This is a genomic window from Prevotella sp. LCP21S3_D2 (assembly GCF_052118345.1).
GTDB lineage: Bacteria > Bacteroidota > Bacteroidia > Bacteroidales > Bacteroidaceae > Prevotella.
This window is the reverse complement of sequence record NZ_JBQKHJ010000044.1, coordinates 1-14,335: the sequence shown is the minus strand read 5'-3', so window position 1 is coordinate 14,335 and position 14,335 is coordinate 1. Positions and strand designations below refer to the sequence as shown.

Annotated in this window: 12 protein-coding genes and 2 pseudogenes; 8 read left to right on the top strand and 6 right to left on the bottom strand. The window is 38.8% G+C overall.

All coding sequences use genetic code 11. From position 1 onward, the window contains the following. Positions 1–363 precede the first annotated feature (363 nt). The 5 genes and pseudogenes from ACTQ16_RS16020 to ACTQ16_RS16000 form a co-directional block, all read right to left on the bottom strand. Positions 364–597, bottom strand: coding sequence for a DUF6140 family protein (locus ACTQ16_RS16020; RefSeq protein ID WP_441932115.1), 234 nt, complete (start codon positions 595–597; stop codon positions 364–366). A 289-nt stretch (positions 598–886) separates the two neighbouring features. Then, complete coding sequence (locus ACTQ16_RS16015; RefSeq protein ID WP_441932116.1) at positions 887–1,057, bottom strand: hypothetical protein; 171 nt, start codon at positions 1,055–1,057, stop codon at positions 887–889. A gap of 87 nt (positions 1,058–1,144) precedes the next feature. Then, positions 1,145–2,278: a hypothetical protein gene (locus ACTQ16_RS16010; RefSeq protein ID WP_441938407.1), complete on the bottom strand. Its 1,134-nt coding sequence runs from the start codon at positions 2,276–2,278 to the stop codon at positions 1,145–1,147. Between the two features lie 89 nt (positions 2,279–2,367). Continuing rightward, a pseudogene (locus tag ACTQ16_RS16005) lies at positions 2,368–2,508 on the bottom strand (cytochrome C biogenesis protein CycH); the annotation flags it as partial. A gap of 14 nt (positions 2,509–2,522) precedes the next feature. Then, the gene (locus tag ACTQ16_RS16000) at positions 2,523–3,443 is read right to left on the bottom strand and encodes a helix-turn-helix transcriptional regulator (RefSeq protein ID WP_441938405.1); all 921 of its coding nucleotides are present in this window, start codon (positions 3,441–3,443) and stop codon (positions 2,523–2,525) included. An 865-nt stretch (positions 3,444–4,308) separates the two neighbouring features. Between ACTQ16_RS16000 and ACTQ16_RS15995 the strand changes: the two genes are divergently transcribed. The 5 genes from ACTQ16_RS15995 to ACTQ16_RS15975 all read left to right on the top strand — a co-directional run bounded on the left by ACTQ16_RS15995 (position 4,309) and on the right by ACTQ16_RS15975 (position 7,488). Next, the gene (locus ACTQ16_RS15995) at positions 4,309–4,755 is read left to right on the top strand and encodes a polysaccharide lyase family 8 super-sandwich domain-containing protein (protein WP_441938403.1); all 447 of its coding nucleotides are present in this window, start codon (positions 4,309–4,311) and stop codon (positions 4,753–4,755) included. Further along, positions 4,755–5,147, top strand: coding sequence for a polysaccharide lyase beta-sandwich domain-containing protein (locus ACTQ16_RS15990; protein ID WP_441938401.1), 393 nt, complete (start codon positions 4,755–4,757; stop codon positions 5,145–5,147). Before ACTQ16_RS15995 ends, ACTQ16_RS15990 begins: the two co-directional genes overlap by 1 nt. Before the next feature lie 72 nt (positions 5,148–5,219). Beyond that, positions 5,220–6,260, top strand: a complete 1,041-nt coding sequence (locus ACTQ16_RS15985; protein ID WP_441938400.1) for a threonine aldolase family protein — start codon at positions 5,220–5,222, stop codon at positions 6,258–6,260. 23 nt (positions 6,261–6,283) lie between these two features. Continuing rightward, positions 6,284–7,207 (top strand): GNAT family N-acetyltransferase, encoded by a 924-nt coding sequence (locus tag ACTQ16_RS15980; protein ID WP_441938398.1) that lies wholly within the window; start codon positions 6,284–6,286, stop codon positions 7,205–7,207. Between the two features lie 11 nt (positions 7,208–7,218). After that, positions 7,219–7,488, top strand: a complete 270-nt coding sequence (locus ACTQ16_RS15975) for a DUF1294 domain-containing protein (RefSeq protein ID WP_441932124.1) — start codon at positions 7,219–7,221, stop codon at positions 7,486–7,488. An 11-nt stretch (positions 7,489–7,499) separates the two neighbouring features. On the opposite strand, the gene ACTQ16_RS15970 is transcribed toward ACTQ16_RS15975, so the two are convergent. Further along, entirely contained in the window at positions 7,500–7,838 is a 339-nt protein-coding gene (locus ACTQ16_RS15970; protein WP_441932125.1) for a cupin domain-containing protein, read from the bottom strand. Between the two features lie 3,740 nt (positions 7,839–11,578). Between ACTQ16_RS15970 and ACTQ16_RS15965 the strand changes: the two genes are divergently transcribed. The 3 genes and pseudogenes from ACTQ16_RS15965 to ACTQ16_RS15955 all read left to right on the top strand — a co-directional run. Next, positions 11,579–12,847 carry a replication initiation protein gene (locus ACTQ16_RS15965; protein ID WP_441938397.1) on the top strand — a complete coding sequence of 423 codons (1,269 nt, stop codon included), beginning with the start codon at positions 11,579–11,581 and terminating at the stop codon, positions 12,845–12,847. 10 nt (positions 12,848–12,857) lie between these two features. Beyond that, positions 12,858–13,346: a hypothetical protein gene (locus tag ACTQ16_RS15960; RefSeq protein ID WP_441932128.1), complete on the top strand. Its 489-nt coding sequence runs from the start codon at positions 12,858–12,860 to the stop codon at positions 13,344–13,346. 325 nt (positions 13,347–13,671) lie between these two features. After that, positions 13,672–14,335, top strand: a pseudogene (locus tag ACTQ16_RS15955) (IS1380-like element IS942 family transposase); the annotation flags it as partial.

Sequence of the window (14,335 nt, the reverse complement as noted above, 5' to 3'; positions counted from 1 at the left end):
CTCCATTGCTGAAACTGCTATGAAGAACGGAAATTCTAAATTCAATGCAATTCTTGCTGTAGTACAACAGTAAGACGATTACTCATGCCCATAGGGGTGCTGAGTAGTTACGAGAAGCCTATTTTTACCAGTGAAAGATGCAATGTGAAAGCAATGAACCCATTTGAAAGTGAGTTAATGCAAACTCATCATAAAAAATTTAAGGGAAAGGGTGGAGAACTTTTTTAGTTCCCCACTCTTTTGTAACTTAGCCACATTACAGCAGTGGGCAAAACTTGAAGACTAAGAGGTCGTAAGTCTTGCTCGCAAGCTTTCCATGACGAAGTAGGATACCACAAGTCTTTAGCTTGTGAGTAGTTCAGATCAACCCATCTTCTCACAATCGAAATATGAGCGGGTCATGCAATAAGGAGCTATTTCAATACCATATTTGCTCAGGAATAATTGAGCCAGCATGGGTTGTTCACGAGTTACATCGATAGGCGGTGTAGTTGATGCGGTGCTCGTCTCCACAAACATGCCTTTTTCAAGGCGTTGTCTCTTGTCCTTACAAGCGGCATTGCCGCTTCTCTTAACTGAAATTTTCCAAAGTGCCATAATCTATGAATTTTATGTATTATATTTATTAATACCACTGATGAGTGACTTCATCCAGGCTCCCTCTTCGAGGATATTGCGCATGGATTCGTCATTCGCCATCTGTACCATAACGATTATATTTCAATGTCTTTATAATTGATGGTGCAAAGGTCGGCATAAGGTATGCTAAATATGGGCACTACCTTCAAGAAAATGAGAGATTAGACTTCAAGACTATTATTTCGATACAGAAATATCAGTAGCGACTACCGTAATTTCTATCTGTTGACCTAAATCTGGATTGTAATCAAAAATAATCACCATTGGAATCATCATGACGTTTAGGAGTCATCTGTTTGAGCATATCATAATGTAGCTTAAACCATCCGAGGCAGTCTTTTGCTTCGGGATACATGTTCACTATATGCGGCGCCACCTCTTCAAAGGTAACAATGTTGAGAAATTCTTTATACGTCATTGAGAATAGATTTTAAATTTGATACCAAAATTTAAATGGGGCTATGCGAATATGTCCATAGCCCCAGAAAGATTGGCGAGAACTTCTCTAAATAATATTTTGTAGCTCTTCAACAACCTTCCTAATCAGTTCTTTTATCTCTCTGATGAAAGCATCGATATCCTTCAAGCGATTGGTAAGGCCAAGCTTGCCTATCCAAATTACGTTGCCATTAGTATTTAACATCGGCGTGAATGACTTGTCAATTTCTGTCAGCTTTTTGGAAGCAGCATCAAATCTTTTATCTTTCACATGGTTCTTTATAGAATACCTTACTCCAACAGATTTATCTCCCTTTTGATTCACAAGCGAGACGATAATATCGGATTTACCTTCTTCGTCTGGAATATAGAAACTAGTACTATCTTTAGACTCTTCAAGAAGTTTCAAACTCATCGTATTTTTACAGAATATATTAAGGCAGGCATAGATGTATTGCCATCTTAGGTTTGATTCTTGTTCAGTCATGTTGTCAATGGCTCTTTTTTCCATCAAATCCTTTATGGCATTCTCTAATCCTTCCGGTGAAAGTGTATTCTGTTTAAATCTGAGCAAAGTCTTTATTCCATTTTCTGTACTTTTTCCATATCGCATCAAATAGAGCGGATGATAAAATGAGTTATTGGAATAAGTGTGCGATAGATACAGACAATTGAAATCTTTAATAGCTACATTAAAGAATCCTTCACATCTATCTCTATAGTGCTTATCAAATGCCAATTTCCCAAAACCAAGATACACAGGAGGCAAAAGATGGTTAATGTCGTAATCGCTCATAGCTTGTTCTGATGCAAAAATGTTGGGAAGACCATATTTCGCATCTTTAGATTTTGCTCTCTCTAAGTCAGCTTCTTTGATGTAAAAGATATTAAAAATCTGGATTACTCCAGACAATGCATCAGGGCTTGTAAGCCCACATTTGTAAGCGAACAACTCTGCGATACATTTCATCGTAGTATCTTCTGAAAACTCATACCATGGCAATTCTATGTCCTGATATTTTTTAAGGTTTTTAATGATTACATCATTTGAAATAGGCTCAGAATCGACCATCTTTGAAGAACCTGGGTTCTTCATGACAACTGAGCCTATACAATCCCACGAGTTTCCAAATTGCAGGAGGGTTCTCCATCGGTACCCGTCGTTCTCGTCAATTTTGATAAAGTGAGTATATACTTTCATTTGTATAAATTTATTATTTATTAAATATTTCAATGGCTCTATAAGCCAATTTTAGTGTAATACTGTCATAAGAATCTGCCAGGATTATGCTACTGATTATTCTTATTGATTAGATTGACCACCACTTTCACCATCACATCCTTCTCTTCTGTGCGGCTCTCGGCAATCATCAGTGTGAGAGCGACGAGAGTGTTGTCGGCAATGCGTTTGTGTCCGTCCTGGCCATAGAGTTACTTCAATAATTTTATTTCTCTTTGTCCTCCTTATACTTGTTCCACATGCTCTTTACCTTTCCGGCTATCTCCTTACGGAGCCAACAAGGTTCAAGAACTTCAAGGTATTCACCATTCCAAAGCAGTTCCTGCTGGAAGTCGAATGTCGGTCTGAGATACAATTCAAAGATGCTGTATCCATCTGTCTGCTTAGTCTCTTTTTGTGACTTATGCAAAGGAAGGTCACGCAGGTAGTTGGCCTGACTGGCACTGACCTTGATTTTAACTTTTTCCATGTCGCAATCATCGCCGGGCATTACACCGATGCAACCCTCAAAGTATTCCTGCGGGTCAAACTCTTCTGGATATTTAAAGGTATGGCTCGAAAGACGGAAGTCTTGAATCCGGTCGAGACAGAAGACGATGTCTTTTTCTGCCGGCCAATTACGTCCCACCATATACCAGCGCTGACGGAAAAGCTTTACACACAATGGCATCACATAATGATCGTGCGTGCTTCCTTTCCAGTAGGTGAAATAGGTGATATGAATGAAGCGATTCTTCTTCATTGCATCAATGATGAGCTCCAGATATTCCCTGCCACTGGGCACGTCTTCAAGGATAATCCTGTTTTTGATTGATTTGCTTTCAAGAAGAAAGTTGCTCACTGACAGTGTACTCAATAGCCAATTCCCAATGCTTCCACTCTTCATGTCATTCTCATTGGCGATATAATACCTATAAGGTGCTGTCTTTTCGCATTCTATTGACAAGCCAAAGGTGTCGAAGATATTCCACTTCCACTTGTGGAAGGTGCGCTTCAACATCTCCTCACCTCCGCTCAAATCCACATTGTCCATCCAGCGGCGGTTCAGTTCCTCGAAGGAAATCTTATGTGCCCGATAGATGGTCTCCACAATCCACACGAGCTTGTTGGTTTGATTCAATGCCATATTTGTATATTACATTAATTGTTTTGATAACGTTTCGCTTGCAAAGATATTGCTATGGTGTGTCTTTTTTGTTCACACCTGCATCTTTTTTTGCCAAAACTAGAGATTTCTGACAGAATCCATCTGAAAATGACATTTGTTTGCATGATTATCCAGTTGAAAGCCATTGATACCACTTCCGGAGTCACAGCAACAGATGGTCTTCACAATAACTTCTTGATAGGTATCGCGAATATAGACACCTTACCTACTGCAACGATGATTCTTACCATCGCCTTATCGCTCCCATATCCAATATCAAGGAGCCAGGTTTTTACTTTGCAAAGTTACGATAAACGTAAACCTGCAAGTACCACCTGAAGGTTATTTCTGATTTTTTGTCTAAGCAGCCGGTAGCTACCGAAAAAAAATACAGAAATTCCTTGCATCATGTTTACTCGTATTTATCGTACTTGCTTGCACGTAAAAAGCCTATCACCTTGTAATCTCTAGGATTTGGGGAGAAGGGGATTATCATTATTTACTAGTTGCAGCAGGTCTGTCGTGGGATCACACGGAAAACGATTCTTAAATTATGATGTTACTATTTGTTCTTGGTGTTTCAGTGCTTGCAGTTGTTACAGCTTACTCTCCTGAGGAATGGACAGAGATTCTGAAGCAAACTGAAGAATGATTTTCTCATTAAAGCCGGATTTTGATAGAATCTGGCTTTCATTGTCATTGCTTAAGGCTTTCTGGATGAATGATTCTGTTGTCTATACAGCAGGTTCTACTGACTACAGAACAGAAAGTAACATGGTCAAATATACCATTTTAAAATTATTTATTGCCATATTTTTCCTGATTTCACTAAATATCAGTACTTTTGCAAGCGTTTTCAGAAAGTCTCGATTCACTGCCGCTCTTGTTTGAAGCAGGAGAGGAAGTAGTCGGTCTCATCGGGGTATTGATTACTTATCCGGTAGGTAATTCTACTGAGAGAAACGGTAATTTCGTTTCTGATGGCAGTAATGCGATTGTGAAGACAGGTGATGAATACTTCAACATCTTCCCTGCCTGGAACTGGACACGTATTCCTGGTACTACGGCTCCACAGATGCCAGATGTTCCGCTAGGGAAAAATGCCTGGAAACTTCGCGGCACCTCACAGTTAGCTGGTGGCGTAAATGATTCCCTCTATGGAGCTACTACCTATTTTATAATGATACACATGGTAGTATCCATACACAGGCGCGCAAGGCCTAGTTCTTCTTTGATCATGAAGTGGTATGTCTCAGTGCCGGCATCACTTCGAGGTCTCCATACGATGTGATGACCACAGTCAACCAAGACTTCGATTATAAAGGCTGTACATTTACATATCTGGCTGATGGAAATAGGAAGGTTCTGATACTGGAGAATACCAGGAACCTTCAGGCTGTTTGGCATTCTGAACTGGGCATCTGGCAGATGATATTCCATGCCAAGGGACAATACAGGGATTCAAACATACGAATCAAGGTGGATGTTCCATGTGCTCTCATGGTTAGCCGAAAGGCTGATGGCAAGGTTTGGCTGCATATAGCAGACCCTCTGCAAAAGGAGCAGATAATCAACCTGGAACTGAAGGCTGATCGAGATATGAAGAAGACCAAGAAATTGAGTTGCAACTTCACCCATATGGGGGAAGAAGCTGGAAAGACTAAGGCTTTTCTGCTCAATTAAAACATTAAATTATTATACATCAAGTAGTTAAAAGAATAAGGCTGCTTGTCATTTAAGGATAAAAGACAAGATATGATTTCATTTGAAAGTGATTACAACAATGGTATGTTGCCAGAGATACTGGAGGCTTTTGGCAAGACCAACAGTGAGAAGACCTCCGGTTATGGTTTTGACCCATACTCTGAGGCTGCAAAAGAGAAGATTCGCAAGGCCGTGGGCAATGAGAATGCTGATGTGTTCTTTCTGGTAGGCGGTACGCAGACCAACACCACAGTGATTGACTCCCTTCTACTGGGATGTGAAGGTGTTATTTGTGTGGAGACAGGACATATTGAGGTACATGAATCGGGAGCAGTAGAAGCTTTTGGGCACAAGGTCATCCCGCTGCCAGGAGAGAACAGTAAGTTATCATCCAGCACCCTGGCTTCTTACATGGACTCTTTCCTTGCCGACGAGACACATCCTCACATGGTACAGCCTGGCATGGTGTATATCTCAATGCCAACTGAATTTGGAATGGTTTATACCCAGGAAGAGTTGACCGCCCTGTATGCTACCTGTCAGAAATACGGCCTCCGTCTCTTTATCGATGGAGCAAGACTGGGATATGGTTTGGAATCTGAGGCATGCGACTACGACCTGCCATTCCTTGCCAAGCATTGTGATGTTTTCTATATTGGTGGAACCAAGGTGGGTGCCATGATGGGCGAAGCTGTGGTTTTCTCGGGTATGAATGCACCGAAGTATTTCTTCACCACTGTAAAGCGTCATGGAGCCTTACTGGCCAAGGGCAGAATGCTCGGCATCCAGTTTGACACCCTGTTTACGGATCAGCTTTACTTCAAGGTAGCTCGCCATGCCATCGCCATGGCCGCTCGCATCCGAGGTATCTTCAAGAAGCATGGCATCGCCATTGCCTACGATTCTCCTACCAACCAGCAGTTTGTCGTGCTCTCCCCTACCCTCCATGAGGCTCTTTCAAAAAGAGTGGCATTTGAGATATGGGAAAGAAAGAGTGATACTGAAATCATCTGCCGATTTGTGACCAGTTGGGCAACGAAGGAAGAAGAACTCGATGAACTGGATCTTATCTTAGATGAACTGGATTTTTAAATAACAGATTAAACTATAAGACAATGAGTTACACGTATCAATACCCAAGGCCTGCAGTAACAGCAGACTGCGCTGTCTTCACCAGAGAAGCAGAAACCAAGGTTTTGCTCATACAGCGTGGAAACGAACCTTTCAAGGGCAAATGGGCTTTTCCTGGGGGATTCATGAACATGGATGAAACCACAGAGCAGTGTGCCATTCGTGAACTGAAGGAGGAAACCGGACTTGGAATTTCCCAAGTGAACCAGATTGGAGTATATTCCAAGGTGGATAGAGATCCACGTGGAAGAACCCTATCAGTGGCCTACCTTGCCATTGTGGACAAGCCATATGAGGTCAAGGGACAAGACGATGCAGCCAAGGCAGAATGGTTCCTGCTCAAAGACCTGCCGGAATTGGCATTTGACCACGATGAAATCATGACCGATGCCATCACCCTATACGGTCGTTTAACTTCTAAAAATGAGAAGATGAGAACGGCAAGCATTGCTGATCTTGATGAAATCAGTCAGCTTGAAGCTTCTTGCTTTCCAGAGTCAGAGGCAGCAACAAAGGAAACCTTCAGGTGGAGACTGAATGCCTACCCTTCTCATTTTTGGGTGTTGGAACAAGATGGAAAGATCATTTCCTTCATCAATGGCCCAGTTACGGAAGAACAGGACCTGATGGATGAAATGTACGAAGATCCTGCATTTTGCAAAGAAAACGGGAAATGGCAAATGGTATTTGGTATAGTGACACATCCTTCTTTTCAGCACCAAGGATGCGCCAGCCGGCTGATGAACCAATTCATCCTACATGCTAAGGAGGAAGGGAAAAGCGGTATTGTTCTTACCTGCAAGAAAGAAAAGATTTCATTCTACGAACAGTTCGGCTTCAAGAACGAAGGTTTGTCCACCTCTACACATGGAGGAGTTGCATGGTATCAGATGAGACTTAGTTTTTAAGGAACGAAATCATGATGAAGGAACTATGCATCATATTGGTTCTCATCAATGTCATTACCTTTTTGACGTATGGAATTGACAAATGGAAGGCCCAACATGGCAAGTGGAGGATTTCGGAGGCAACCTTACTCATACTTGCCATATTGGGCGGTTCTATAGGAGCCTTTGCAGGCATGAGAATTTGGCATCACAAAACCCAGCATTTGAAATTCAAGTACGGGGTTCCAGCCATTATCTTTGCTGAAACTGTACTTTTTCTGTTTGTTGCTCATGCTCATTGAACACAGCAGTACTATTCTGTAGCAATTCCCATTGTCAGGAAGCAAATATCAGACAAAGCTTCCAGATAATGTCTGCTTCCAGCTTTCACCAAGATATAAGTATCCTTGGTGAAAGCTATTTTTTTGTCTTCTACCCAAAGGACACCTTCTCCAGAGAAACAAAGATAATGCTCATCCATCGTAGGATGAACATGCTCCTCAACTTTCTCACCAGCTTTCAAGGTATTCTTAGCAATCTGCGTGACTGCCGTAGAAGTTTCCCCATTGGCCAACAATACTTGCTTCACACCGATATGGTGAGACGTTGGCTCAGGCAAAACATCAGTCAAATGTTTCTCGATATAACTCATATGCTTACTTTTTTCGGCAAAGGTACGAAAATACTTGGAAAAATCAAACTTTCCTGGGAGATTTCTGTCTTTAAGTTTAGAACCGTATCAGCCTCCCTATTATTTTTGAACTAGAAAAACGCCGTCAGAGCCTTTTTGAGAAGCATTGCTTAAAACTATACTCCATCTGTGTTATCTTGCCTTAGAGCGGCTAAAAACAGGCAAAATGAGCATCTTCATCGGACTATATTTTTATCGAGCCACTGAAAAAGACAGTTTATGGGAGTATTTCCTTTATAATTTTGTCGCACAAGCAGTCTTCATCCTACTTAACTACGACAATTTTATAATCAAAATCGGGGGCAGACGATTCATTGAAGCATACTATTACAGCTGATGGAAGAACACCAGTATCGAAACATACTGAGCTTATAATTTTGTCGCACCTTTACCTTTAAACAACGCCCAATCCCAAAGCCAAGAACAGAAGATACGACATCAGGATCTTTCCGTCAGAAGCTAAAAAGTCCATGATAAGCGTGTACAAAGAGTTAAATACCACTAACAAATTGCTTTATAATTTTGTCGCACCTGCTAAGATTATACTTATAATTTTGTCGCAGCTAATTTTATAATATTGTCGCAGTATCTTATAATTTTGTCGCACCAACACATTCTATGATACTTATATTCAATAAGTTATACTTGCTGAAAATATTAAGCCAAAAATAGAGAAAGAAAAATGAGCAGGGGACATGGAAGACTTTTAGGTAGGTCTTCCTCTCCCCCATTTCACGATATGGAGGAGATTATGGCCTGGATGTGGGAGGATTTTGGAAGGCCAAGCCATACAAAGAAAGAGCAGACTTTTATGCGTGTTAAAATATGTACTTTTATGTATTTATATGTTATCATTGCATGCTAACAAGCTCAAATACAGATACGACAACATTATAACAGAAACTCATCTATGGTGAGAAGCTGTACCATCATCCTGCAAACTAACAGAACATGAAGGAACATTGACTATAGGCTTTATAATTTTGTCGCACTGTTTGGGGGTAGCTATGTATATAGCTTTATAATTTTGACGCAGCAAGGAACTATATAATTCTAACATCTAACAAGTTATGGGCTATTCAAGAAGCAATTGGATATATCACGAGAACATAAGCAAGCCTTGATTACTGTGGCGACATGAAAAGAACCCGATCTGAAGGCTCATTTCTAGCCCTATAAGAATATAATGGAAAAGCATTAGTGTTAACTAACCATAACCATTAGCTTTATAATTTTGTCGCACCTTCTAGGGTTATACTTATAATTTTGTCGTATCATCTTATAATTTTGTCGCACCAACACTCTCTATAATACTTATTTTCAATTGGTTATAAAAGCTGAAAATAATAAGCCCAAAATAAAGAAATAAAAATGAGCAGGGGATATGGAAGACTTTTAGGTAGGTCTTCCTCTCTCCCATTCCACAATATGGAGTGGATTATGGCCTGGGTGTGGGAGGATTTTGGAAAGCCAAGCCATACAAAGAAAGAGCAGACTTTTATGCGTGTTAAAATATGTACTTTTATGTATTTATATGTTACAACAGCATTCAACATGCTCAAATACAGATACGACAACATTATAACTGAGACTAATCTATGGTGAGAAGCTGTACCACCATCCTTCAAGCTTACACCAACTATAAGCCTTATAATTTTGTCGCACTGTTTAGGGAGCTATGACGATTCAGGCGTATATAGCTTTATAATTATGTCGCAGCAACGGACTATATAATTCTAACATCTAACAAGTTATGGGCTATTAAGAAGCTATTGGATATGTGTGGCAACATGAAAAGAAGCCGATCAGAAATAAGAAACTGGACTCATTATCTACTAAACTTCCAGCCCTGAACGAATTTAGAAACCTATGGTAAAGAGTTAAATACCGCTAACTATTAGCTTTATAATTTTATCGCACCTTTTAGGGTTATACTTATAATTTTATCGCACCTAAGTTTATAATATTGTCTTAGCATCTTATAATTTTGTCGCACCAACACACTCTATAACACTCACCTACAATAAGTTATAAGCGCTGAAAATAATAAGCCCAAAATAAAGAAATAAAAATGAGCAGGGGACATGAAAGACTTTTAGGTAGGTCTTCCTCTCCCCCATTTCACAATATGGAGTGGATTATGGCCTGGTTGTGGGAGGATTTTGGAAGGCCAAGCCATACAAAGAAAGAGCAGACTTTCATGCGTGTTAAAATATGTACTTTTATGTATTTATATGTTATAACAGCATTCAACATGCTCAAATACAGATACGACAACATTATAACAGAAACTAATCTATAATGAGAAGCTGTACAGTCAACCTTCAAACTTATACCGTGAGAAGGAACATTAACTATGGGATTTATAATTTGGTCGTAGAGTTAGTGTAGCAGTTACGCCCCAGACGTATATAGCTTTATAATTTTGCCGCAGCAACGGACTATATAACTATTACTTCTAACAAGTTATGGGCTTAACAAGAAGCTATCAGATATATCAAGAGAACATAAGCAAGTCTTGATTACTCTGCTCTGAAGTGAGCAACTGTACTCTTAATCCAGTAGATTCTTATAAAACAATAACGTTGATAAGACAATATTATAAAGTAAATAAACTGATTTGCGACATTATTATAATTTCGTTGCAAATGCCTTTATTTGATATATTACTCATTATAATTTCGTCGCATACTTAAACAATGGAAGGGTACTTTCAGCTTGTGTTGCAAGTATCGTTCTACATAAACATAGAATATTGATTCACAGATATTTATAATATCTGTTGCGACAAAATTATAAAGCTTACCTACAAACATTACGTATCTCAGTGCCTATCCAGAATCTCCTTATAATTTAGTCGCGCCTTAACAAACACCTCACCATTATGCTACTCATCATCCAATTCTAGCTGTTGCTATCTCTAATTATCAGCAGACTCCACTCACTGGTAGCAAACAAATGAGTCTTATACCTTAGATGAAGAAATAGCTATACAGCGACAAAATTATATTTCAAATGAATTTATTTACGACTTATTTATATTATCGTCTTTTATTGATTCATCTTTATTATAATCATTATTATTTCGTCGCAGCAATCTTCTCTTTTTCATTCACTTCTTATATCTTCTAATTTTGTCGCATTTACTATGTTAACTACCAAATTGTTAAGATGTTATGGTTAAACAAACTAGACCATTAAGTCATATTCGATAAATTTATACCCATAATACGATTCCTTATTATTATCTACCAAATACAATCTACTTCATAATATTGCTTATAATTTTGTCGTAGTTGTATTTGATGTACTATTTTACATAAGTCATTGATACAATGTGCAATCATCATGTTTGTTATTGTTCAAGTTATATTGAGCTCCTTACAAAACAGATATTGAATGAATCTATTTACGACAATATTATAAAAACTATGTCTTATCCTTATTTATTTTCAATCATAATTAAGTTATAATATAGTCGTACTTATTCTCTATACATGGAATTAAGATTCTGATAATCTTCAACTTTAGATGGTGATCCACAATGGGTTATAAGTGATTCCTGTTCATCAAAACTTTTATACCCTATCCATTTTAAACTATTTCGGTCTTAAAGAGGTTAAAAATATCTAATTTGCGACTAGAAAAAATAGATTGTCGTAGAATTTATGTATTTTTGCCAAAAAATTAAAGCTAGAGATATGGCTAAGACAAAAAATAATGATAATATAGAAGAAGTCGTCGCAGAAGTTATTCCTTTTGCTGAAGAGGTTGACCAGAAAGGAAAAAAGATACCTGGCCGCCCTAAAAAGGTAGATGGATTGGTTATCACTGATAACCAACACTACTTCATATCGCAACCGAACGATGTGACACAGGCAATCAGCAATCTTTCAGCTATCGAAAGAAATTGTTGGTTGCAAATACTGCGTGGTATCCAAAAGAACAAGGATTTACCTGATGGTGATCCTAAAAAATACGAGCTTACTCTCACTCGTAGCCAACTCTTGGAGTGTGTCTCTGGTCATAGTTCAAATTTGGATTATGCTTTCAATGCTTTGAAGAATATAACCGATTCAAAAAAGATATTCCATTCAAAAGATGGACACCGTATTTATGCCGGTTTATTGTCTTATGTGGATGAACATCCTGATCATGAAACCTATACTGTAGGTATCACTCCGGTACTCCTCCCCTACTTCACCAATCTCTCATCTGAATTTACTGTTTTTGACATGTATATTGAGATGAGCTTCAAGAGTGTGTATTCTCAGCGTTTCTATGAGTTCTGTTGCCAATACCGTAACAAGGAAGATAAGGTGTTCTTTATGACAGTACATGATATCAAAAAGATGTTCAATCTTCTTGAGGTTCGTGATGAAAATGGAAATATCAAGCAAAAAGAGCAGTATAAAAATGGTTCTGATTTCAAGAGACGTGTCCTTGATAAAGCAAAGGATGACATCAGGTCATTATATGAAAAAGGACTTTGCGATGTCTGCTTTGACTATAAAGTAAAGGAAAAGAACAGTAGAGGCGCTGTTACTTCTTACTACTTTATCATTGAGACAAATGGTAATACTGCGCGTTTGGGAGTTAAGAAACCGATTACGCCTACTCAGATAAAAATTATGTCGGAGGGGTATGGTAAAAAACTTAATGATCAAATAACGATAATTCATACTTGTCTGCGTGCTCATTTCCGTACAGAACAGTCTAATTATTATGTTACAGCTATCAGCAAGGAAGTTGCAAAGGTAGATTCTGTGTCAGAGAGAGTTGAAATTCTTCAGAAAATGGCGAAGCAGCTGAAGAAGATCGTTCTTAGATATAAGAAGGATGGTTTCAGTGAAAATGAACGAAAGATATGTGGTTCCATTTGCAAGATGTTTTATGAAGATTACAACATTCCATACATGTATAGTAAGCCTGGCAAAGGTGTCCAGGGTAGATTAAATTTTGACGATTAAATACTAGGTTATGATGAAGATTATTTCTGGTTTTAATTCAACGATCCCATCTGTTCGAAAAGTCAGAAACTGGTTACTGAATGACCCTAATCACATGTGGATTGGAAGGGATAGATTAGTAGTGTTTTTCATTTTGGCAGGTGATGAAGCGGCTAATGCTTTCCTGCCATTGGAGGAAGTTGATTACTCTATGCAAGATGAGAATATAAGAGCTGTATTGGAATCCACTCATCTGGAGGAAAAAGAGAAGAGACAATATTACCAGCAGGTTTATTATAAGCTCAACTCTATACTTAACTCTCTTGATGACTTGAACCTTCAACTTGCCGCAATGTCAAAGGAAGATGATATTGACTATTATACTGTGTTAGAGCAAAATGTACAAGTTCAACATGGTAAGTTGATGAATTTCATCAATGATGTTTTTGTATGGCGTGATCAAAAAGAAATGGGTGCTCTGTTGGGGGATATTCCGCCAGTAGCTATTGAAGACGAATGATTAATTAAGTGCATGTAAGGATATCTGATTCTTACATGCACTTTTTGTTTGTGGGAGACAATTGATAATTTTTATTCCCTCTTCGACCTGGTGTACGAATTCTTACGAGATCCTTCTCGGGTTTTTACGTTGCATAGTTTATGGTGGTAATAATATATTCCGTCATAAATAGAATATAAAGTATTATCCCTTAATTCCGCAACACTATAGTTTAACATTATTTATAAGTGCCTGAGCAACAAAAAGTTGCCCAGGATTTTGCCATGTCAGAATTTTCACTTACCTTAGTGTTGCGAAAAGAAGACAAGCAAAACTCTAATATGACATGGCAAAGATACAAATAAAATCTGAGAAACTCACTCCTTTTGGAGGAATTTTTTCTATTATGGAGCAATTTGATGCTCTTTTAGCTCAAACCATAGATTCCACCTTGGGATTGAGATGCACTATGTTTGGTTATCAATATAGCGAAATTCTACGCTCTCTGATGTGCGTATATCTTTGTGGCGGCTCATGTATTGAGGATGTTACAACTCACTTGATGAAACATTTGTCTCTTCATCCAACTCTTCGCACTTGCAGCGCAGACACCATATTGCGTGCTATCGAAGAACTGACTTGTAAGAACATCACCTATAAATCTGCTTCTGGCAACTCCTATGATTTCAATACTGCAGACAAGATGAACTGCTTATTGATCAAAGCCCTGCTTGCTACTGGTCAATTGAAATCCGGTCAAGAGTATGATTTTGACTTTGACCATCAGTTCATTGAAACAGAGAAGCATGATGCAAAACCAACCTACAAGAAGTTCCTGGGCTATAGTCCAGGTGTGGCAGTCATTAACGACATGATTGTCGGTATTGAAAATAGAGACGGCAACACAAACGTGCGCTTCAACCAAAGAGAGACTTTGGAAAGAATCTTCAAGCGACTGGAGGCATCAGAAGTATATATATCCCGTGCCCGCATGGATTGCGGCTCATGCT

Bases quoted from the DNA above. Each gene is read 5' to 3' on its own strand.
- ACTQ16_RS16020 (WP_441932115.1), bottom strand. From the start codon at position 597: ATGGCACTTTGGAAAATTTCAGTTAAGAGAAGCGGCAATGCCGCTTGT.
- ACTQ16_RS16015 (WP_441932116.1), bottom strand. From the start codon at position 1,057: ATGACGTATAAAGAATTTCTCAACATTGTTACCTTTGAAGAGGTGGCG.
- ACTQ16_RS16010 (WP_441938407.1), bottom strand. From the start codon at position 2,278: ATGAAAGTATATACTCACTTTATCAAAATTGACGAGAACGACGGGTAC.
- ACTQ16_RS16000 (WP_441938405.1), bottom strand. From the start codon at position 3,443: ATGGCATTGAATCAAACCAACAAGCTCGTGTGGATTGTGGAGACCATC.
- ACTQ16_RS15990 (WP_441938401.1), top strand. From the start codon at position 4,755: ATGACCACAGTCAACCAAGACTTCGATTATAAAGGCTGTACATTTACA.
- ACTQ16_RS15985 (WP_441938400.1), top strand. From the start codon at position 5,220: ATGATTTCATTTGAAAGTGATTACAACAATGGTATGTTGCCAGAGATA.
- ACTQ16_RS15980 (WP_441938398.1), top strand. From the start codon at position 6,284: ATGAGTTACACGTATCAATACCCAAGGCCTGCAGTAACAGCAGACTGC.
- ACTQ16_RS15975 (WP_441932124.1), top strand. From the start codon at position 7,219: ATGATGAAGGAACTATGCATCATATTGGTTCTCATCAATGTCATTACC.
- ACTQ16_RS15970 (WP_441932125.1), bottom strand. From the start codon at position 7,838: ATGAGTTATATCGAGAAACATTTGACTGATGTTTTGCCTGAGCCAACG.
- ACTQ16_RS15965 (WP_441938397.1), top strand. From the start codon at position 11,579: ATGGCTAAGACAAAAAATAATGATAATATAGAAGAAGTCGTCGCAGAA.
- ACTQ16_RS15960 (WP_441932128.1), top strand. From the start codon at position 12,858: ATGATGAAGATTATTTCTGGTTTTAATTCAACGATCCCATCTGTTCGA.